A 23476-nucleotide genomic window follows, 5' to 3' on the forward strand; every position below is an offset into this window, starting at 1 on the left:
TGATAGTTTAGTTCACGTATTATCTCAAAAATGAATTGTAGTAATTTTATTAAGCAGTTGTAGAGTTTCTTGTTTTTATTTAAATGGATGATTTTAAGTTATTGTGAGTAAGGCTTGGTACATATGAAAGATGCTTTTTTGTAGTTTTAGGAAATTTAAAAGGGGGAATGAATTTTTTGAGGAAATCATTTAATCAAAAAATAAAAAAATTAAGTAGTAGTTTTATAGTTGTGTTACTAGTATGTATGAATTTTTTAATCCATTTACCGTATAAAGCAGAGGCAGCTACAACAGAATTAAAAGGTTTAGGTGATGTATCTTATTACAATGCAATCATTTTTGGAGATCATAGTGCAACGAGTGCGGATATTGAGGGTGCGATGGCTGTTCAAAAAAATATGAATGCATCAAGTTATACAGTCGTAGCGGCTGCAACTGGAGCGAATAATTTAGCTGGAGCGACATGGGTAGATGAAGGATATCCGTCATTATTACTAGGCGGTCAATTTACGAAAGCGGGAACAGGACAAGTAATTATCCAAGATGGAACAGTGGCGATGACAAAAGATGGTGACCCAGAAGGTGCAATGAAATCATCATATGACCGTATCTCTTATAAAGAGCAAGCGGAGATTGATGCTAAATTTAAAGAGTTTAGAAATGACGTTAATAGTGTAATTGAGGATGCGGGTCAATTACACACTGATAAACCAAAAACGGGTATGACCTTTGGGATCGGTGAAGATATAAATAATCCTAATATTTATGTCTCTTCAGGATTAGAAGGGCAAGAACCATTCAATGTAAAGGATGTTTATCTTCCAAATGTAAATAACAAAGATTTTATTGTTATTTATTCAGATGCGGAAGAAGTTAATCTTGGTGGCGGTGCAATCCTGTATGATACGACAGATAAGGGCGGGTTCACATTAGTTAATACCTCTCAAGCATATGACCCTAATTCCTTTTTTACTGAGTTAGCTAGTAAAGTCATTTGGGTGTTCCCTAATGCTAAAAAGATAACAACTAAAGGATATGGTGTAGTAGGAAGTGTATTTGCGCCTAATGCAGTTGTAGAGACAAAGGGTGGCTCTATTAACGGACAAGCCTTTGTTGGTGGGTTACACCAAAGAGATGGATTTGAGGTTCATAATTTTAAATTTAACTGGCCAAAGTGGAAAAAGCCGGCAGCTGAAAAAGGAAATTTACAAATTAAAAAAGTTGATGAAAACGATGAAAACATTGTTTTAAAAGACGCAAAATTTGATGTTATAGACAAAGATAATAATGTTGTGGCTACTGTTACAACAAACGAAAAGGGTATTGCGGAAGTTAAAGATTTACCATTTGGTGATTATTTTGTAAAAGAAATTAGCGCACCAGAAGGATATATAAAAGTTGATACACCAGTAAAAGTAACAATTGATAATACAAACATAATTGAATTTGTTATGAAGAATACGAAAAAAGTAGAAAATGGTCAATTTAAATTATTGAAAAAAGATAGTGAATCTGGTCAACTTTTACCAGGTGCAAAATTTGATGTTATAGATAAAGATGGGAACGTTGTCGAAACAATTATTACAGATGGTAAAGGTGAAGCTTTATCAAAACAACTTCCAGTTGGAACATATACATTAAAAGAAGTTGAAGCACCAAAAGGTTACGAACTATCATCTAGTTTAGTTCATGTTAATGTAGCTGCTAATAAAACAGTGACTGTAGATGTGTTGAATAAAAAAATTGTTGAAAAAGCTACAGGTCAATTTGAAATCGTAAAAGTGGATGCAGAAGATAAAGCGAAAGTATTATCAGATGCAGAATTTGAAGTGTACAAAGATGGTAAAAAAGTAGAGACGTTACGAACAGATAAAACTGGTAAAGTAATCTCTCAGAAATTAGAGCCAGGAACATACACATTAAAAGAAACGAAAGCACCGCAAGGATATATATTATTAAAAGAAGAAATTGAAGTCGTTGTGGAAGCAAACAAAGTAGTACAAGTACAAGTAGAAAACGCAAAAGAACTAGGAAGCTTACAAGTAATCAAAAAGGATGCAGAGAGTGGAAAAGTTCTAGAAGGCGCAGAATTTAGACTGAAGAACGAAACTGGTCAAGTAGTTGGAGAAGCGAAAACAACGAATAAAGACGGTGTAATACAATTCGAAAACTTAGTACCAGGGAAATATACGTTAGAAGAAATGAAAGCGCCGGAAGGTTATAAAGCAGTAGAAGTAACAGTAGAAGTAAACGTAGTAGCAAATGAAGTAGTAAAACAAGAAGTTATGAATGAAAAAGTAACAGGTCAATTTGAAATTGTAAAAGTAGATGCGAATGATAAAGCGAAAGTATTATCAGGTGCAGAATTTACAGTATATAAAGATGGTAAAAAGGTAGCGGAACTGAAAACAGATGAGAGTGGAAAAGTGATGTCACCAAAATTACCATTAGGTGAATATACAGTGAAAGAAACGAAAGCACCAGAAGGTTACAAGCTTTCAAATAAAGAATGGAAAGTAACAATACAAAACGAGAAAGAAGTAGTAAAAGTAGAGGCGGAAAACGAAAGAATCTTAGGTTCTCTACAAATTATTAAGACGGATGATAAAGATCAAGCGAAACGTTTAGCAGGCGCAGAATTTACATTGAAAGATGTGAAAGGAAATGTTGTAAAAGAAGGAATTACAACAGATAAATCTGGAATCGTTAAAGTAGACGGACTAGTGCCTGGTGAATATACGTTAGAAGAAACAAAAGCTCCAGAAGGTTATGAGTTAACAAAACAAGTAATTCATGTAACAGTTGATGGTGAAAAAGTTATTGATGTAAAAGTAACGAACAGTAAGAGCCTTGGTCAATTTGAAATCGTAAAAGTGGATGCAGAAGATAAAGCGAAAGTATTATCAGATGCAGAATTTGAAGTGTACAAAGATGGTAAAAAAGTAGAGACGTTACGAACAGATAAAACTGGTAAAGTAACCTCTAAGAAATTAGAACCAGGGACATACACATTAAAAGAAACGAAAGCACCACAAGGATATAAGTTGTTAAAAGAAGAAATTGAAGTCGTTGTGGAAGCAAACAAAGTAGTACAAGTACAAGTAGAAAACGCAAAAGAACTAGGAAGCTTACAAGTAATCAAAAAGGATGCAGAGAGCGGAAAAGTTCTAGAAGGTGCAGAATTTAAGCTGAAAAATGAAACTGGTCAAGTAGTTGGAGAAGCGAAAACAACGAATAAAGACGGCGTTGTGAAATTCGAAAACTTAGTGCCAGGTAAGTATACGTTAGAAGAAACGAAAGCGCCGGAAGGCTACAAAGCGTTAGAGGTTACAGTAGAAGTAAATGTTGTAGCTAATAAAGTAGCGAAACAAGAAGTATTGAATGAAAAAGAGACAGAAAAAGGTCCAGAAAAGCCAGGTGAAGAAACAGAAAAGCCAGGTGAAGAGACAGAGAAACCGGGTGGAGAAACAGAAACACCAGGTGGAGAAACAGAAACACCAGGTGGAGAAACAGAGAAACCAGGTGAAGAAACAGAAAAACCAGGTGAAGAAACAGAAAAGCCAGGTGAAGAAACAGAAAAGCCAGGTGAAGAAACAGAAAAGCCAGGTGAAGAAACAGAAAAGCCGGGTGAAGAAACAGAAAAACCAGGTGAAGAAACAGAGAAACCAGGTGAGGGAACAGAAAAGCCAGGTGAAGAGACAGAGAAACCAGGTGAAGAGACAGAGAAACCGGGTGAGGGAACAGAAAAGCCAGGCGAAGAGACAGAGAAACCGGGTGAGGAAACAGAAAAGCCGGGTGAAGGAATGGTAAACGTAGATAAAGAACAACCTACCTCACCAGAAAAAGGACAAGGTGCGTCTCATGCACAACGCCTTCCAGCCACAGGACGTGATATGAATTATCTTCCATTCGTTGGTTTTGCCCTTGTTTTATTAGGAATACGTCTTAGATTTATGATTAAAAATAGTTAATAGTTTTATAAAAGGCATAAGAGATATGTTATCTCTTATGCCTTTTAGTTTTTTATTTAAGCTTCAATAACCTTAAGCATTCGATTTAAAAATGCGGCTGCTTCAGCACGTGTTGCTGTGCCTTTTGGTACGAATTCATTGCGCTCGTTCCCTTTTACGATGCCGTATGCGTAAACATTTTGTAATGCTTTCTTATCGTATGCTAAATTTTGGTCAGTGAATGGCAATTTCACTTCTTTTCTATAAATCCAGTTATATTCTAATGCACGGTCAATCATGATAACAGCTTCATCACGTGTTATTGTAGCAGTCGGATCAAATTTATTATTCCCACGACCATTAATGATACCTGCGCTAGCTGCACGATTAATTCCGTCTACTAAAGATGGATGTGCTTCGTTTAAGTCTGTAAATTTAGCGTTTCCAGCCGGTAATTTTAAAGCTCGCGACATTAAATTTGCAAACTCCGCTCGTGTTACGAGGCGGTTTGGCCAGTAAGAACCATTTCCATCACCGAACATGATTTTCCTAGCTGCTAATTGACGAATGTCTTGTTCATACCAACCACCTGTAATGTCGTCTTTTTCATGAGGGACTTCTGGCGGTGGCATAACCTCTTTACGATGTTCATTATAGTAAGCGTTCGTGCCTTTTAAGAAAGCATCCCATTGTCCGCGTTGAATCATAAATGCAGGGCAGTTTTTTCCGCTCCAAAATTGATGCTTTTGCACGTGATCTAGAGATATGTTTAATTCGTTCATTAAATAAGCAGCTAATTTTCGGGCATTTTCTACTGCTTTCGTATAATTTCCATCACTATTCACAGCAATTTCAATTCCGATAGATTCATAGTTTCCTGTCTTATTTCCAGCATGCCAACCAACTTCATTTAATGGAAGATGTTGGTAAATTTCCTTGTCATCCACTGTAAAATGCCAAGATGCTGAACGATCAGTATTTCCGCGGGCTTGGCTATCTAAGTACTTCGCATGATTTAACGCGTTAGCACCTTTACTTGTATTAGCAGTTTCATGAATTGTAATGTATTTCGGTTCCATTGCGTAGCCAGGACGAATGTTTTCATTCCCTTTTGGAACGATCATTTCTTTAAATGTAACACCATAAACGTTATTTGTAGGCAAATTAGATGGTGTTTTGAAGAAAGTTGCGCTTCTCTTTTCGATAGAACCTGTTTTTTCAAATAATGATGCTTTCGTACCTTCAAATGTAGCTGAAGGAGCATAAATCCATTTCTCAGTTCCGTTCAGTTGAATTTTAAACCAATTTCCAGCTTGTTCAGTAGGAGCTACTGTTTGTGGCTGTAATTTCGTTTCCTCTTTAAACGATTGGAAAGGGAATGAATATATTGATGTTTCGTCTTTCACAATTAGTTTTTGATTTGAAAGTTTATGAATCTCTTGTATTTCTAAACTATTATTTTCCTTATTAACCCAACCAGAACCGGATGTAGTTTGTACGTAATATGTATTACCTTTTTTCTTCGTTGCCTTTACTACTGGTTCAGCAATTTCAATATTTGTTTTGGTTTTTAAGTCGTTTGCATCGTATAGTGGAAGTTTTGTTGATAAGTGGAGAAGATATTCACCCGAGATTTCAAGGTCGTTTTCTTCGTCATGTCTATGCTGTTTTGCATGTTCTTCAATGCTTTTTAACGCTTGTTCATCAATAGACAATTCCGCAGTTTTCTCTATATTTTCTGCGAATGAATGGGTAGGTGCTACAAATGTTTGTAATGCCAAAGTTAGTGCCAAAATGTTGTAAAACCTTTTTTTCATAGTTGTTTTTTAACACGTTATAGTATATATGTCGTGTTAACAGTCCTCCTTTGGATATATTTAAATTAGTAGCAAGTACTAATACGTTCTAGATTGTAACAAGAGTATATTACAATGTCTATACAACTAAGAAAAGTTCGTGAAAAACTAATATTCAGTTTGTTTTAAATAGGATATATGAATAAGGTAAAACCTTCTGTATTGACCTACAAACGCCCTTCAAGTAAACTAAAGAGAGTTTGCAAATGAAAAGGTGATAATGTTGTTAATTTCAATTAAAACGTTACAAGATGATCGTTTTTTACGTCCGCTGCAAAATATTGGCGGCTTATTTTTTGAAGATAGTACGATTGGATTTGAACAAGAGGAAGCAAATCTTATCGTTGATATACACATTGAAGAGAATGTGAAAGCATCTGCTCGTTTAACAGATGTTGCTACTGGAAATGTGTATGAAGAAACATTCGCAAAAGATTTATCTGCTTTCACAGATGAAAAAGAGCGTATGAAGCAAGTGAAGCACGTTGTTTCTTATGTATATCTTTCTGTTCTTCAGCAGTTAACTGGTCTTGAACAAAGCTGGGGCATTTTAACAGGAGTTCGTCCGACAAAACTTCTTCATAAAATGCTTCAAAGTGGTATGTCAAAAGAAGAAGCACACCAAGAACTTCGTGAAAGCTATTTAATTCATGAAGAGAAAATTGAACTTCTTCAGCGTATTGTGGATTGCCAATTAGCGGTAGTTCCGGATTTATACCGTTTGAAAGAGGAAGTAAGTATTTATATCGGTATTCCATTCTGCCCAACAAAATGTGCATATTGTACATTCCCGGCGTATGCAATTAACGGACGCCAAGGCTCTGTTGATTCATTCTTAGGTGGTTTACATTATGAAGTTCGTGAAATTGGTAAGTTTTTAAAAGAAAAAGGTGTAACAGTTACGACGATTTATTACGGCGGGGGTACACCGACAAGTATTACAGCAGAAGAGATGGATATGCTGTATGAAGAAATGTATGAAGCGTTCCCAGATGTGAAAAATGTGCGTGAAGTAACAGTTGAGGCAGGTCGCCCAGATACAATTACGCCAGCAAAACTAGAAGTGTTAAATAAATGGAACATTGACCGTATTAGTATTAATCCGCAGTCATACCATCAAGAGACATTAAAAGCAATTGGGCGTCATCATACTGTAGAAGAAACAATTGAGAAGTATCACTTAGCTCGTGAAATGGGAATGAACAATATTAATATGGACTTAATTATTGGTCTTCCTGGTGAAGGGTTAGATATTTGCAAGCACACGTTAGATGAGACAGAAAAGTTAATGCCAGAATCGTTAACAGTTCATACGTTATCATTCAAACGTGCTTCTGAAATGACGCAAAACAAACGTAAATATAAAGTAGCAGGTCGCGAAGAAATTACAGCGATGATGCATGAAGCAGAAGAGTGGACGCAAAAGCATAATTACGTACCATATTACCTATATCGTCAAAAGAATATTTTAGGTAACTTAGAGAACGTTGGTTATGCAATGCCGACGCAAGAAAGTATTTATAACATTGTTATTATGGAAGAAGTTCAATCGATTATCGGACTTGGCTGTGGTGCATCAAGTAAATTTGTTCATCCGAAGACAGGCGCAATTACGCACTTCGCAAATCCGAAAGATCCAAAATCATATAACGATGGTTTCGTAAAATATACAGAAGACAAACTGAAAATTTTAGAAGAGCTATTCGTATAAGAAGAAAGAGGTTGTTCCGATTTGGAACAGCCTCTTTTTTATATTGTTGTGAGTAAATTGCTATAATTTCATTTATCAAGAGACCACACTGTTTGTAAAACTATGTCGATAATAATCAGAAAAATTAGTCAAGTCATTAGAGGACAATGTCTACTTATGGACGAAATGATAGATTTATGAAAGAGAAAAGGGGGAAATTGTTGGCATGTACATGACGATAGGGAGAATATTTGATTTAGCGGTTGGTAAGTATCCGAATAAAGAGGCGTTAGTAGAGCCGGAAAAAAATATTCGCTGGACATATAAACAGTGGGATGAGCAAATAAATAAAACGGCGCAAGCTCTATTGAAAGAAGGGGTAAGAAAGGGAGATACTGTATCTGTTTACTTATATAATTGCCGTGAATTTGTAAACGTTTACTTAGCTTGTGCGAAAATTGGAGCGATCTTTAACCCGATTAATTTCCGCCTAAAAGCAAAAGAATTATCGTATATCCTCCAAGATGCAACCTCGAAAGTAGTAGTCTTTGAAAAAGCAGTTGAATCAACTGTTGCTATCATTGAACGAGATTTTCCAAATTCGTCTTTTTGGTACGTAGAAGACGATACACCTTCCTATGCTAGTTCTTACCATGAAAAAGTGAACGCAGCATCTTCTGACAAAGTAGATATCGAAATTGATGAAATGGATTATTGTTCTATGCTATATACGAGCGGTACGACAGGTCATCCGAAAGGCGTGCTACATCGTCATCGTGAAATGGCTGAGCATAGTATGATTTGTACGTATTTCTTAAAATATAATAGAGATAGTGCTGGGCTTGTAGTGGCGCCTTTATATCATTGCGGCGAGTTAAATGCTGGAATCATTCCGCGTATTCAAGTTGGTGGAAAGAATGTTATTTTACATCACTTTGATACGGATAGAGTATTACATACGATTCAAGAAGAGAAGATTACGACATTTTTTGCAGCACCGACGATGTGGAATATGTTACTGCAAAAAGATTTAACGCAGTACGATTTAACATCGATGAAGATTGGTATATATGGAGGAGCGGCAATGGCTCCAGCATTAGTGAAGGAATGTAAAGAACGTCTTTATATTGATCTCGTACAAATATACGGAATGACAGAAATGGGACCAGTTGTTGCGTTTCTTGTAGAAGAAGATCAAATTACGAAAGCAGGTTCAGCAGGAACACCGTGCTTTAGTCATGAAATCCGCATTGTAAAACCAAATGATGATGCACCAGCAGAACCAGATGATGTATTACCTCCTTATGAAGTAGGGGAGATTATTTTACGCGGCCCAACTATGATGGCTGGTTATCATAACCGAGAAGAAGCAAATGCAAAATCGATGTATAAAGGATGGTATCACTCTGGTGATTTAGGTTACTTCGATAAAGATGGCTATTTATTCGTCGCAGATCGTGTGGATGATATGGTAATTAGCGGAGGCGTTAATATTTATCCACGTGAAATTGAAGATTTTCTACATAGTCATCCTGGTATATTAGATGTTGCGGTGCTTGGTGAGCCAGATGAATTATGGGGAGAACGTGTTGTGGCCGTCGTTGTAAAGAAAGATGAAACGATTACAGAAGAAGAATTAGAAATATATTGTAAAGAAAGTGATGAATTAGCAGATTATAAACGTCCACGTCACTATTTATTTGTGGATGAACTTCCTCGTAATGCGAGTGGAAAATTACAAAAATTTGTCCTGAGAGAGTCGTTGAAAGGCGCAAAACAATAGAAACCGATTTATACAAATAAGATTATCTTTCTTAATAAGGAAATAGTGTATATGTAAAAAAGCGGAGAGTATGTATCTCCGCTTTTTATTATTTTTGTAAGCATCAAGTATACATATTAATTAGTTAAAGTTATAGCGGTACAAAAATACGTTGAAATCTTCTTCCTTTGGTCCAAAATTAACTGCTTTTTCTTGTATGCGGTGGAAGTTTTGTCTATCATAAAATTCATAGTTGCATTCGTTATCTGTATATAAATATAAAGATGTTACGTCTTCTTTTTTCATATATTGGAACAAATCGTTTAGTAAAGACTTCCCAACTCCAAGACCTCTAGATTCTTCGGATACGATGAATAATTGTATACAGCCTTGAAATTGATCTTCTTTTCCTTGAATGAGTTCTTTATATGTTTTTTGTACTTGTATAAATGCTTTTAGAAATTCTCTATTCTCTTTATTCGTTATGAATAGCTTTAGCGTGTTAAAGGCAAAGCTAACAGTGTTATGGAAGCTCTTTAAACGGTTTTTATCTTTTTCAGAATCGCCTAAAATGACACCAATCACTTTATTATCTTTTTCGGCTACTTTACTGAAGGAACTTCCTAAAATACAACTGTGTAGATAAAAGTTTAATACTGAGTTTAAAAATTTTTTATCTGTAATGAATTCATTAAATCCAAATGCTTCACTGATTAAATGTTTTATAGGCTCATAGTCTTCCTTAACAAGACTTCTATATTGTACTGTGTTCATAATTGTATACTCCCTTTATTAATGTAAATGACTTATTATAAATAGTAAGGGCTCCTCTAAGGGGAGAGTCAATGGTTGTATGCGAAAAAATACAAGGGAAGAGATGCAAATGAAAAAAATGTTTTCTATTGGAGAAGTTGCAAAAATAAAGGATATTACGATAAAAGCGCTAAGATACTATCATAAGATGGGGATTCTTATTCCAAAACATGTTGATGAATCAACGGGGTATAGATATTATTCTATAGATCAATTTATTCACATTGATATTATAAAAAGCTGTCGAGAGTTGAATACGAGCATAGTAGAGCTGCAAGAGATTTTTAAGGAATGTAATACGGATAAATTGCTACGATTTTTACAATTGAAGAGAGAAGAAGCAGAAGAGCATATAAAGAAAATGAAAGAGGTAATGGAAACGATTGATGACTTACATGCGAAAGTAGTGAGTTCACAGGAAATATTAAAGAATGATGAAATCTCTATTGAATTTTTTGAACAACGTTATGTCGTTGTTGCGCCTTGTAAAGAAGTAGGGAGTTTACAGGAGTTGCTGTATTATTCCGATTTAGAGAAAATCGTGCAAGATTATGAAGAGAAAATGGAAATGGAGATGGGGATTCTCTACAACGTAAATGAAGATTGGGATGTAGAACCGAAGTATGTTTTTAATAAAGTACGAGATGATGTACATATGGAAGAGATGCAAAATATAAAAGTATTACCGGGCGGGAAATATATAACGTTAGCGTATAGTAAAGAGAATGAAGAGGAACGTAGAAATACTATGATTAAATATATGAAAGAAAATAGTATAGAAGTAGAGAGTTTTATTGAAGTGGAGTTAGTTAGTGATATTTTTAATGCGGAGACGTATAGTTGTCAAATTCAAATTTTGATAGGGGATAGTGAGAATAAGAAGTTTTGATGCTATAAATTTAAGGGGACGATCCAAAAAGCCTACTTACTTAATAAGAGAGACCATCCCTAAAAAATGGGACGGCCTCCTTAAATCGTATTACTTACGTGAAAATCCTTCTTCATCAAGGTATTCCGCAGCTTCTGGATAAGAGTTGAATGTACCGTCTAAGTTTACACCAGCGTACACGTTCCACATATCATCCTCTGAGATAAGAGTAAGGATATGGCCGTCTTCGTTATGCCATTCTTCTTCTTTCGCAGGTTCTGCAGGAACTACGATTTCTTCTTGAGATAATAGTTCAATTGATTGCTCAATTACTGAGCGTAATTCATCTGCTGAAAATTCGCGGATGTTAATCATACCTTTATCATCCGTTTTATAACCTTTAATACCATTTGCATATACAAAGCCGTTTCCGTTTGGATGTAAATGATATACAACGTTCTTTTTATCTAAACGACTTTCTTCAAAGTGAAAGTTCACGCGTTTTAATGATACGTTCTTTCTTTCTAATTCAGGGAAAGATTCAATAATCGATAATTTTTCTTCAAAAGTTAGCATAGTGCCTCCAAATATATAATAAAAGATTTAATTTATCTATTATAGCACAGTTACAATGGTTTCCAAAGATGCGGCGTGAGCTTACAATTGAATGCGTTTACGTCACGATACTGTAAAAAGTGGACTAACGAATGTATTCTTTTAGGTGTACAATGGAACGTGGACTTAATGTGAAGGTGGTTATTTATATGTTTCAAAAAATAGCAAAGGAATGTTTAGCAGGTTTTACTGTTGCGATTGTTGCGTTGCCACTTGCCATTGCATTTGGTATTGCTGCAACGGGAACATCTGAGGGAGCACTAGTCGGATTGTATGGTGCGATTTTTGCAGGTTTATTTGCGGCGTTATTTGGTGGTACACCTGGGCAGGTAACGGGGCCAACTGGACCGATTACGGTTATTGCAACAGGAGTTATTGCGACGCACGGATTAGAGGCGAGTTTTATAGCCTTTATGATGGCGGGACTGTTTCAAATTTTATTCGGTGTATGTAAGCTTGGATCTTACGTTCGATACATTCCGTATCCTGTCGTTTCAGGATTTATGAACGGAATCGCATTAATTATTATTTTAGGTGAAATAAAGCATGTGCAAAATAGTTTTCTACTCGTAGTATTAACGATTATTGTAATGATTGTTTCTGGAAAATGGATTAAGGCTATTCCGTCTAGTTTAGTTGCATTAGTCGGTGTAACTGCTTTGCTTCCTTTATTTTCTTCTGCGTTAGAAGGGCTTACAGTGAAGTTACCGATTATCGGAAACTTGTCATTAAATAAGGTGATTGAAAAAATTGGGACGATTCCAGAAGCGATGCCGACGCTTCATATTCCATCTTTAAGTGGAACAGGGATTGCAGAACTTATTTTACCAGCGCTTAGTATTGCTTTATTAGGATCGATTGACTCGTTGTTAACATCGGTCGTAATGGATAATGTGACAGGTACACGTCATAAAAGTAATAAAGAACTGGTCGGACAAGGTATCGGTAATATGATGAGCGGGTTGTTTGGCGGATTAGCAGGGGCAGGGGCGACTGTACGGTCTATCGTTAATATAAGAAGCGGTGGTAAAACGGCGCTTTCAGCAAGTATGCATAGTGTTATATTATTTATTTTCATTATGGGACTTGGATCGGTCGTACAATACATTCCGCTTGCTGTATTATCAGGTATTTTAATTTTAACTGGTATTGGAATGTTTGATTGGGAAAGCATGAAGAAAATGCATGTAGCACCAAAAGGTGATGTCATTGTTATGCTTGTAACGATGATTGTCACAGTGAAGTTCGATTTAATGATTGCTGTTGCGTTCGGTATTATTCTTTCGTTCATTATATACATGGTGAAATGTAAAGAACGTAAAGCTTCTATTGTAAAAGAAAAAGACGCGACATATAAAATTAAAGGCCCACTTTCATTTTTAACAGTGGATCGTATTTTTTATGCTTTACAAGACGTAAAGTCTCCGGTTGTTTTACGTATGAAAGATGTGCGCTATATGGATGTATCAGGCGCAATGGCGTTATTTAATTTCATTGAGCAGTCGGATAAGTCAGGAGTGAGTGTGACGCTAGAACAAGTGCCTACTCATATTGAAAAAACGTTAGTAACGCTGGCGAGTAATGAGCAGAAAGATAAATTACAGTTTGTAGAAGCTGGTGCTATGTAAGGAAATGCCCTCGTATGAGGGTGTTTTTTATTGTGTTTAATATCTTTATATCGTGATGTTTTTATGTTATTGACATTTATTAATCTTAGCAGTATAGTAACATTCTAGATTAGGTATGTGCTATTATAAGAAGGTATATGAATTTTGAGATTCCTTTATATTCAGAAGGAAGAGCTGTAAGCTGGAGGGAATATTTGATGTACAAACAGTTACCACATGGAGTGAAGATCGGGATTACGCGATCAATTGTTGTTTCTTTTGAGAAGTATATGAAAGAAATTGAATGGCATGAAGAAAAATTTGATATGCAGCAATTTGTTGAACAGTGGAAACAGTATTTATACACAAAATCAACTTGGATTAATAAAGTAGACGAAGAGTTGAAAGGACATCCAGATTTCCATCAAGCATTAGCGATGAAAGTGAATGAAAAAATTAACGAGTTTATTAATGAAAAACCGACCGAAGAGCAAGTGGAGCAATTAAAGAGAAATAAAGTGAACCATGCAGATGAAATGTGCAAATTAGAAGCTGAATATCATATTGAACGTTTATTAGTAACGAAGTAAATTTTACATAAAGAATAAGCTTGTCCAAGGAGGTGTGATGACCATCTTTTTGAACAGGCTTTTTTGTACGAAAAAGAAGAAGAGAGGTAGCTTTGGAAGCAGCCTCTCTTTATTATTAGTCTTGTGGTACAAATGCTTTCCAAGAAGATAGATCCATATCTTCTTTTAATATAGATGAAGCAGGGAAGACAAATGACCACGGTTTTGTAGTGTTCGTTTTAATTTCAAGGTTCGGTAATGTGAAAGCACCTTTAACAACAACTGCACCTGCTGCATCTTCAATGTGAAGAGGAAGTTGCTCTAGTTGAATGTCGTCTTTGCAACCGTTACGAATAAGAAGCGTTGTATGTAAATCACCGTTTTCTTTTCTTGCAGCTTGCAGACCTAGGAAGTTAATTTCACCATCATTTGGAGGTGTTAAATTGTCTACGAAATTACGTAAAGCTTCTTTGCTTGCTTCAGGTAACTGAGCTTCCCAAGATGGGTCTAAATCTAATACATGCTTACTTTCAAGTTCAAACGCTAATTCCCAATCTGTTTGCGATAATTCGGCACCTGTAATTGTTTCTTGCTCAAATGTAAAGATGAATGGCATATTTACATTTGCAGGAATATCTCCTAATGCAGAAAGGTTAAATGTTTTGCGGGCACATAGTTTCTTCTCTTTATTTAGAAGGATTAATGTAACCTCTTCGAAAGAAATTGGTTTCGGAACAGTGCTACGAATAAATACAGCTACGTCATAACCATTATCACGTTTTTCAATCTCAATTCCAGATAAAGAAATTTGATATTCTTGTAAACGTGTTAGTTCTTTATGTAAAAATTGATAAATGTATTTTTGTTCTTGTGCTACTGCACCCCAGCTAGGGTGGAAGTAAAGCGTTGGTTTTACTGTTTTATTTTCAGTATTTGTTTCTTCTTGTCCGAATAATTGATTACTAGAGACAGTCGTATCTTTTCCGCTTTTCTTAGCTCTTTTTAGGAATGATAACATAATCTTTCACCTCGTTATTGTACGTTTTCAGGAACACCTAAATGTCTTGCAACATAGCGGCACATTTCTTTTTCGAAATTACCATATGTGTATAAAAAGATATCTAAGCCTTCTTTTTGATAAAGACGAGTAGGGTCTTCTTGTTGATATTGTCTTAGCCCGATGCCTTCTTTTAAGTGAGTCATTGCATCTAAGTGATTTACCCAGTTCTGATCTAGGAAATGAAGGGAAACATATCGTAGCGACTGCTGTAAATCAGTATGGCTATTTAGCTCATTTACGCGCTCTTTATAAAGAGATAATGTTTCTTTCAAAACGGATTGTAAATCTTCCGGTGAATGTACATTATTCGCTGATAGTGATGGCATGTTTTCTACTGGTAAAATTTCATTTATATTTGCTGTTAAACTAGCGAAATCCCATTCTTCTGGAAGCATACCTTCCAAAAGATATTGCTTAGAAATGGCTTCTACAGCATGATCAATCATTGGAATAATAATTTCAATCATATTTATATCTTCTTGTAACAAGATATTACGTAATTTATAAATAACGTTACGTTGGTCATTTATTACATCATCTAACTTTAAATTGTACTCACGCATTGAGAAATGGCTACCTTCACAAATTAATTGTGTACGGTTCACGAAGTCATGAACTTTAGAAGTTAGAATAAGTCCTGTTTCATCTGACTTCAGTGATTTATTTAATTTCTCCATTTCTTCATGTGCGAAACGTTTTAACATTTCATCTTCTAAAGAAAGGAAGAACTGAGAACTACCTGGATCTCCTTGACGACCAGCACGACCTTTTAACTGATTGTCAACGCGTCTTGATTCATGGCGTTCTGTCCCGATTACATGTAATCCACCAAGTTCGTGAACACCCTCACCTAGTATAATATCAGTACCTCGTCCGGCCATATTCGTCGCAATTGTAACTTGTCCTTTTTGTCCAGCTGTTGCAATTAAATCGGCCTCTTGTTCTGCGCTTTTCGCATTCAATAATTGATATGTAATATGCGCTTCATCTAAGTAACGCGCAACGGTTTCAGATTGTAAAATAGACATTGTCCCAATTAAAATCGGGCGTCCTTGTTTATTGTGCTTTAGAACATCTTCACGTACAGCTTTATATTTAGCATCGGCTGTTACGTACACGACGTCATTTTTGTCTTCACGAATGATAGGACGGTTTGTCGGAATTGGCATAACTTCCATGTTATATACACGGTTAAATTCTTTTTCTTCCGTTTTTGCTGTACCTGTCATACCAGATAATGCTGGATACATACGGAAGAAGTTTTGAATTGTAATGGATGCTTGCGTTTGGTTTTCTTCAGTGATTTCTAAACCTTCTTTTGCTTCAAGAGCTTGGTGTAAACCGTCACTTAAAGAGCGACCATCCATAACGCGGCCCGTGAAAATATCTACAAGTAGAATTTTTTCATCATGTACAATATAGTCAACATCACATTGGAAAGCGACATGAGCTCGTAATGCTTGGATCATATAATGATATAAAGTTTGATGTTCTAAATCATATAGGTTATCGATATCAAATAAATCTTCTATTTTTGTAATACCGTCTTCTGTAAAACTAGCAGATTTCGATTCTGCATCGTACGTGTAATGAAGAGTATCCTGGAATGATTTAATAACTTTTGCACATAAATAGTGTAAATCAGTGCTGCTTGATTTCTTACCCGCGATAATAAGAGGCGTCTTCGCTTCATCAATTAAAACGCTATCAATCTCATCGATAATAGCAAAATGATAGGGACGTTGTACCTGTTCATTTTTTGAAGAGGCCATATTATCACGTAGATAGTCAAAGCCAAATTCTGTTCCAATACCATATGTAATATCAGCTTCGTAAGCAAGTTTCTTTTCGGTAGGATCGATTTGAGGAATATTCAATCCAACCGTTAAACCTAGAAATTCATGAACTTGGCCAATTAATTCTTTATCTCGTTTTGCTAAATAGTCATTTACAGTAATAACGTGAACGCCTTTTCCTTCAAGAGCACGTACGTATGTTGGAAGAGAAGAAACTAATGTTTTTCCTTCGCCAGTTGGCATCTCTGCAATATTACCTTCTAATAGTACAAGGCCACCAATTAACTGCACATCGTAGTGTCGTAATCCAAGTACACGCTTTGCTGCTTCACGTACAACAGCGAACGCCTCTACTTTTATATCATCCACTGTTTTTCCATCATGTAGCATGTTTTTAAATATAATAGTATTATGACGTAATTCTTCATCAGATAAATCAGATAGTTTTGCTTCTAGATTATTAATGTCTTGAACAAGTTGTTCATATTTTTTTAGTTTTCTCTTTTGAGAATCTCCTAACAGCTTTTTTACCGAATTCAGCATGTTGTAAACACTCCTCTTACTGACAATAGCTACATTATAGCACATGTTTATCTGGAATAAGTAGAAGTAGTAAATTGAAGAAAAAACTGGATATAAATAAGGTGTTATTGCACATGCTATATTTGAAGGGCATAAAGAAAGAGAGTATTCAATGTATAAGAAATTTGGTATGATAGCTAAATGAGATAAAGTGAAAATTTTCAAAAAAGAGAAGAATATAGCTATCTCGTTTTATGATGTAATAAGTATTTAAATTATATATTGAAAGAAAAGAGCTAGAAGATGAATAATAAGTTTGTGAAAGGCGCTACGATTTTAACGATTACAACGTTTCTATCGAAAGTGTTGGGAAGTTTTTTTCAAATCCCATTACAAAATATAGCAGGAGATGAAGTGCTTGGGATTTTCCGCCTTGTTTTTCCTGTATATATGATAGCTTTAACTTTATCAGTAGCGGGAGTACCGCTAGCTATATCACAGTTAATCGCTGAACTTCATGAGAAGAATGACCAGGGCGGGATTGCCAAACTATTTACGTCAGCATCTATTATTGGAGTAATATTTGGGGTGCTTGGATTTTCGGTTATTATGATTGGATCAAGTATGTTTGCAAATATGCTTGGTGGACAAGATACGAGACTCCCATTAATTGTCACTTCGTTTGCTTTATTAATCGCACCATATATGGCGGTATATCGAGGGTATTTCCAAGGTTTTGGAGATATGATTCCTACCGGGGTGTCACAAGTGATTGAGCAGTTCATTCGTGTTTTCTTTATGTTAGCAATTGCATTCTTATTCGTATCTTGGAATAAAGATAGTGATGTTGTAACAGGCGGCGCAATGATTGGTTCTTGCCTTGGGGTAATTACGTCACTTATCTATTTGAGATTGAAGTATGTAAAAAGTATATATCGTTATAAAAGTAATACATATTCACTGCAAGACTTTAAAGAAAATGCAAAAAAGATACTTCAGGTTTCGATTCCAATTGCGATTGGAGCATTATCGATGCCGTTGTTAAATTTAGTTGATTCTGTAACGATTCCACATATGTTGCATGAATCCACTACAACGATTCAAGAACAATTTGGTATATATAGTCGTGGCTTTGCGTTTACACAATTAATTGTCGTGTTTGCAAGCGCGATGGTATTTCCGTTAATCCCGTTGTTAACTGCTGCATTAACAAAGAAAGATATAGCGTTAGCAAAACACACAATTGAACGAACAAATGAGCTTGCTCATGTTTTAACAACGCCGATAACAATCTGGCTCATGGCACTTACAGTCCCGTTAAATGTTGGGTTGTTTACAGATGCTAAAGGGAGCGGCATGTTAGCTATTTTAATTGGTAGTTCGTATTTCACATCACTTATGGTATTATCAATAGGGATTTTGCAAGGAATTAACCGTTCTAAGCAAGCGGCGTGGATAGTTGTTGGAGCGAGTTTTGTAAAAGTCATATTAAATATAGTACTCGTAAGTCAATTTGGCATAACTGGTGCGGCTTATAGTACACTGATCATATATATCATAATTTGTATCGTAAATTATATATACATTCGAAAAGAATTGGCTTATTCAATTCGCATGGGGAGATTTTTTGCTGTAATCGGAGTATCTAGTATAGTAGGTATAGGATTATATTTCACATCTACTGTAATAAATGTGGTAGATTCTAGATTTATTGCAATGATGTATAGTGGTTTAGCATTTTGTGTGGCCTTGTTCATATATGGCATATGCGCATTAAAGTTGAACTGGATATCCAAAAAGCAAATTCCATTTTTAAGTAAGTAAATTTGTCTATAAATGAGTATGGCTATGTATATGTTTGTGAAAGAAATCAATTTGAAGTTATCCAACTTTTCTTATTAAAGAGTTGATAGCAATTTGTTGAATGACAAAAAGTTGATTGCGAAATGTTGGAGGAGATTAAGAGTGCGGTTAGTTTTATCAGGATATTATGGTTTTTATAATGTTGGGGACGAAGCAATTTTGCAATCAATTATTAAAGCGCTACATGAAGAGAATCCTACTCTTGAGCTTGTTGTACTTTCGAATGACCCCGACTATACAAGAAAAATGTACGGTGTAGAGGCAGTAAATCGCTGGGATATAAGAGCAATTTATAAGGAAATAAAGAGAAGTAACGGTTTAATTAGCGGAGGGGGAAGTCTCCTTCAAGATAAAACGAGTATTAAAAGCATTTTGTACTATACAGGTATTATGCGGATTGCTCGTTTTTTGAAGAAGCCGTATTATATTTACGCGCAAGGAATTGGTCCAATTACGAAAAGACAAAATCATTTATTAGTGAAATGGCAAGTATCAAAAGCGGCATATATATCAGTTCGTGATGAAGATTCATTTTTGTATTTAAAAGAAATGGGTATTAAGAAAGAGATCGAACTAGTTCCAGATCCAGTATTGGCATGTCAACCAGAAGGAATGAAGTCGGATTGGCTGCAAAAACATTCGATTCAAGGGAAAGTAATTGCAGTTAGTGTGAGGTATTGGGACGCGAAAGAAGATTATATGAAGAAGCTAGCAGATACGCTGAAAAAATTTAAGCGTGAAGGATACCATATTTTATTCGTACCAATGCACGGACCATTTGATCAAAATGCATCACGCGATATTATTAACTTAATGGGAGAAGAAGCCCATATGCTTCCGTATAAGCTGGATATTCATGAGAAAATTTCAATTTTGTCGGAATGTTCGCTTCTAATAGGTATGAGACTTCATGCGCTTATATTATCAGCGGTTGCTAATATTCCTATGGTCGGTATTTCATATGATCCAAAGATCGATTCATTTTTACAACAAGTAAATCAGCCGATTATCGGAAACGTAGATGGTGACTGGACGGCTGAAACTTTGTATAACGTGGCAACGAAACAACTGGAACAAAAAGAATATGTACAAGAAACATTGGAACAAAGAGTAGAAGAATTGAGAGAACAAATTTCAACAGCGTCTCGCTACATCATAAGTGACTTGAATTCAAAAGAGTTCGAAAAAAGGGGAATGTAATCTTAATTTAAGAGGACATCCTCTTTTTTTATTAGTTGAAAAATATAAAATGTCGAAAGAAAATAAATATTTGTAGAAAAATGTCGAATTGTATAAATACTTTTAAATGTATGCTCATAAAAAAGAAGTTTGAGAGATAAGATGTATGTTTGATAATCCTAACATTCTTATATAGAGAATGTTAGGATTATGCGTTTTATTTGGTAAATTATAAGAAAATAGGTTTGTTAATTTTAAAGAATGAGAATGTAATAAAAATGTCGAAGTATATAAAAATAAGCTGTCGATTAATGTCGTAATATCTTCATAGTTAAATATTGAAATTGGAAACGTTTTTCTGTTATAGTTGTAAATGGTTATAAGAAGATGGTTGAAAATGTAATTCTGACGCGTTTTTCCGTTCATTTAAAATATTCTGATTTTATAATCTGGATGTTTTAAAATAAAAGTCGAAAAAATGATCGTTCAGAATTTCGAAAATTCACTTTTTTGTCGAATTTGAGATTTTAAATTGGATGAAAAGGGTGTATGATTTCTTTACGATTCCGTAATACAGAATATTCTATTATTCTGTACAAAGAATACGTTAACCACATTTATATCTACTAGTTTCAAAAATAAATAGAATATCTATTTAAAAACTTATGGAACTAGTATTACATTCCTAAGGAGGAAATATATAAAATGGCAAAGACTAACTCTTACAAAAAAGTAATCGCTGGTACAATGACAGCAGCAATGGTAGCAGGTGTTGTTTCTCCAGTAGCAGCAGCAGGAAAATCATTCCCAGACGTTCAACCTGGTTCTTGGAGTGCAGAGTACATTGATTATTTAGTAGCAAAAAAAGCAATCGAAGGTAAGCCAGACGGAACATTCGCTCCAACTGAAGCAATTGACCGTGCTTCTGCTGCGAAAATTATGGCAATTACATTAGGTTTAGAAGTTAAAGAGGGTGCAAAACCATCTTTCAAAGATGCTCAAGATTCATGGGCTGCTAAATATATCGCAGCTGTTGAAAAAGCTGGTGTAATTCAAGGGGATGAAACTGGTAAGTTTAATCCAAACAACCAAATTAATCGTGCTTCTATGGCAACAATGATCGTAAAAGCATACAAATTAGACAGCAAAGTAAGCGGAGAATTAGAAACTAAATTCTCTGATTTAGAAAAGCACTGGGGTAAAAAAGCTGCTAACATTTTAGTTGCTTTAGGTATCACTAATGGTACTGGTAATGGTTGGGAGCCAGATAAATCTGTAACTCGTGCAGAAGCTGCTAAATTCATTGCTAAGACTGACAAAGAGTTCGGTAACGAAGCAGTAACAGTTGAATCTGCTAAAGCAGTTACAACTCAAAAAGTAGAAGTTAAATTCAGCAAAGCTGTTGAAAAATTAACTAAAGAAGACGTTAAAGTAGCTAACAAAGCTAACAACGATAAAGTATTAGTTAAAGATGTAAAATTATCAGATGATAAAAAATCTGCTACAGTTGAATTATATAGCAACTTAGCAGCTAAACAAACTTACACTGTAGATGTAAACAAAGTTGGTAAAACAGAAGTAGCTGTAGGTTCTTTAGAAGCAAAAACGATCGAAATGACTAACCAAACAGTTGTAGCTGGCGTAGACAGCGAACTAAAATACACAGTTAAAGATGAAAACGGTACTGAAGTTGTTTCACCATCAGGTATTGAATTTGTATCTCCAGCTAAAATTACAGATGGTAAAATCAAGTTAGAAAAAGGTACTTCAACTACTGTAAAAGCTATTTACAAAAAAGACGGTAAAGTAGTAGCTGAAAGTAAAGAAGTAAAAGTTTCTGCTGAAGGTACTGCAGTAGCTTCAATTTCTAATTGGACAGTAGCAGCAGATAAAGCTGATTTCACTTCTAAAGATTTCAAACAAAACACTAAAGTTTATGAAGGTGATAACGTTTCTGTTCAGGTAGAATTAAAAGACCAATTCAATAACGTGGTGAAAAACGTTCAAGCTGAATATGAGTCATTAAATACAGAGGTAGCTGTAGTAGATAAAGCTACTGGCAAAGTGACTGTACTAGCTGCAGGAAAAGCGCCAGTAAAAGTAACTGTTAAAGATGAAAATGGTAAAGAGCTTGTTTCAAAAACAGTTGAAATCGAAGCTTTCGCTCAAAAAGCATTAAAAGAGATTAAGTTAGAAAAAACTAATTTAGTGCTTTCTACAAATGATGTAACTGACTTAGCTGTAAAAGCTCCAGTTTTAGATCAATACGGCAAAGAGTTCACAGCTCCTGTAGAAGTGAAAGTACTTGATAAAGATGGTAAAGCAGTTCAAGACCAAAAATTAAAAGCAACTCATGCTAATAAAGAGTTAGTTTTAAATGCAAATGGTCAAGCGGCTGGTAAATATACTGTAGAATTAACAGCTAAATCTGGTAAAACAGAAGTAAAATCTACATTAGCTTTAGAATTAAAAGCTCCAGGCGTATTCTCTAAATTTGAGGTTCGTGGATTAGAAACTGAATTAGATAAATATGTTACTGAAGAAAACAAAAAGAATGAAATGGTAGTTTCTGTTCTTCCAGTAGATGCTAATGGTTTAGTTTTAAAAGAGAAAGAAGCAGCTACAATTACAGTTACTACTACAGATAAAGATGGTAAAGTAGTAGATGCAACTTCAGGTCAAGTAGCTGTAAATAATACTACTGGCACAATTACTGTAGGAAATGAAGCAAAAGCTGGTGAAACATATAAAGCAACTGTAGTAGCAGACGGTAAGCTAATCACAACTCACTCATTCAAAGTTGTTGATACAGCACCTGCAGCTAAAAAATTAGCAGTAGATTTCACAAGCACATCTCTTAATGAGGTTGCTCAAGGTAGCGAATTAAAAACTGCACTTCTAAATATCTTATCAGTTGATGGTGTTCCAGCAACAACTGCGGGTGCAACTGTAACTGACGTGAAATTCGTTTCTGCAGATACAAATGTTGTAAAGGAAGAAACTGCTAAGTTTGGTACAAAAGGTTCTACTTCAATCTTTGTAAAAGAACTTACTGTTAAAAAAGGTGAGCAAACACAAAAAGTTGAGCTTGATAAGCCAGTACGAGTAGATGTTTCTATTAAAGAAGCAGCAAAAAACTAATTTAAAATCATTTGATACATGAAATGATTAATAAAAGCCTATGAGAAAATAGACAAAAGTCTATGAGTATCATAGGCTTTTTATTTTGATTTTATTTCATGTGCATTTGAGGTTGAAAAGGAATAGTTTTATTGAGAAATAAATCGAAAACGTTTTCAAAAATAGAAGAATATCTCATTAATATG

14 protein-coding genes are annotated in these 23476 nt (G+C 35.1%); 9 read left to right on the plus strand and 5 right to left on the minus strand.

What is annotated here, in order from left to right; translation table 11 throughout:
- Positions 1–176 precede the first annotated feature (176 nt).
- Positions 177–3971, plus strand: a complete 3795-nt coding sequence (locus tag JDS99_RS09885; RefSeq protein WP_199694998.1) for an MSCRAMM family protein — start codon at positions 177–179, stop codon at positions 3969–3971.
- Between the two features lie 56 nt (positions 3972–4027).
- Here the strand turns inward: JDS99_RS09885 and JDS99_RS09890 are convergent, their stop codons facing one another.
- Positions 4028–5767, minus strand: coding sequence for an S-layer homology domain-containing protein (locus JDS99_RS09890; RefSeq protein ID WP_199694999.1), 1740 nt, complete (start codon positions 5765–5767; stop codon positions 4028–4030).
- Positions 5768–6026: 259 nt separating this feature from the next.
- Between JDS99_RS09890 and JDS99_RS09895 the strand changes: the two genes are divergently transcribed.
- Both JDS99_RS09895 and JDS99_RS09900 read left to right on the plus strand, forming a co-directional pair.
- The gene (locus JDS99_RS09895) at positions 6027–7517 is read left to right on the plus strand and encodes a coproporphyrinogen III oxidase (RefSeq protein ID WP_199695000.1); all 1491 of its coding nucleotides are present in this window, start codon (positions 6027–6029) and stop codon (positions 7515–7517) included.
- A 205-nt stretch (positions 7518–7722) separates the two neighbouring features.
- Positions 7723–9279, plus strand: a complete 1557-nt coding sequence (locus tag JDS99_RS09900) for a fatty acid--CoA ligase (protein WP_097892123.1) — start codon at positions 7723–7725, stop codon at positions 9277–9279.
- Between the two features lie 120 nt (positions 9280–9399).
- Here JDS99_RS09900 and JDS99_RS09905 read toward each other — a convergent pair whose 3' ends face one another.
- Complete coding sequence (locus JDS99_RS09905; protein WP_199695001.1) at positions 9400–10032, minus strand: GNAT family N-acetyltransferase; 633 nt, start codon at positions 10030–10032, stop codon at positions 9400–9402.
- 79 nt (positions 10033–10111) lie between these two features.
- Between JDS99_RS09905 and JDS99_RS09910 the strand changes: the two genes are divergently transcribed.
- Positions 10112–10960: a MerR family transcriptional regulator gene (locus tag JDS99_RS09910; RefSeq protein ID WP_097892129.1), complete on the plus strand. Its 849-nt coding sequence runs from the start codon at positions 10112–10114 to the stop codon at positions 10958–10960.
- A gap of 90 nt (positions 10961–11050) precedes the next feature.
- Here the strand turns inward: JDS99_RS09910 and JDS99_RS09915 are convergent, their stop codons facing one another.
- A complete protein-coding gene (locus tag JDS99_RS09915) occupies positions 11051–11515 on the minus strand; it encodes a hypothetical protein (protein ID WP_088057384.1) in 465 nt (154 codons plus the stop codon).
- Positions 11516–11667: 152 nt separating this feature from the next.
- Between JDS99_RS09915 and JDS99_RS09920 the strand changes: the two genes are divergently transcribed.
- Both JDS99_RS09920 and JDS99_RS09925 read left to right on the plus strand, forming a co-directional pair.
- Positions 11668–13182, plus strand: a complete 1515-nt coding sequence (locus JDS99_RS09920) for a SulP family inorganic anion transporter (RefSeq protein WP_141542750.1) — start codon at positions 11668–11670, stop codon at positions 13180–13182.
- A 197-nt stretch (positions 13183–13379) separates the two neighbouring features.
- Positions 13380–13751 (plus strand): hypothetical protein, encoded by a 372-nt coding sequence (locus JDS99_RS09925; protein ID WP_087985747.1) that lies wholly within the window; start codon positions 13380–13382, stop codon positions 13749–13751.
- Positions 13752–13866: 115 nt separating this feature from the next.
- Here the strand turns inward: JDS99_RS09925 and JDS99_RS09930 are convergent, their stop codons facing one another.
- Both JDS99_RS09930 and secA2 read right to left on the minus strand, forming a co-directional pair.
- Entirely contained in the window at positions 13867–14748 is an 882-nt protein-coding gene (locus JDS99_RS09930) for an accessory Sec system S-layer assembly protein (protein ID WP_088062128.1), read from the minus strand.
- Between the two features lie 14 nt (positions 14749–14762).
- Positions 14763–17129, minus strand: coding sequence for an accessory Sec system translocase SecA2 (gene secA2, locus JDS99_RS09935; RefSeq protein WP_199695002.1), 2367 nt, complete (start codon positions 17127–17129; stop codon positions 14763–14765).
- A gap of 282 nt (positions 17130–17411) precedes the next feature.
- Between secA2 and JDS99_RS09940 the strand changes: the two genes are divergently transcribed.
- The 3 genes from JDS99_RS09940 (at position 17412) to JDS99_RS09950 (ending at position 23291) form a co-directional block, all read left to right on the plus strand.
- A complete protein-coding gene (locus tag JDS99_RS09940; RefSeq protein WP_199695003.1) occupies positions 17412–18932 on the plus strand; it encodes a putative polysaccharide biosynthesis protein in 1521 nt (506 codons plus the stop codon).
- A 141-nt stretch (positions 18933–19073) separates the two neighbouring features.
- Positions 19074–20171: a polysaccharide pyruvyl transferase CsaB gene (gene csaB / locus JDS99_RS09945; RefSeq protein ID WP_199695004.1), complete on the plus strand. Its 1098-nt coding sequence runs from the start codon at positions 19074–19076 to the stop codon at positions 20169–20171.
- 684 nt (positions 20172–20855) lie between these two features.
- On the plus strand, positions 20856–23291 hold the full coding sequence (locus tag JDS99_RS09950; protein ID WP_199695005.1) for an S-layer homology domain-containing protein: 2436 nt from the start codon (positions 20856–20858) through the stop codon (positions 23289–23291).
- Positions 23292–23476 lie beyond the last annotated feature (185 nt).

It is taken from the genome of Bacillus cereus group sp. N6 (assembly GCF_016483705.1).
Lineage (GTDB): Bacteria > Bacillota > Bacilli > Bacillales > Bacillaceae_G > Bacillus_A > Bacillus_A wiedmannii.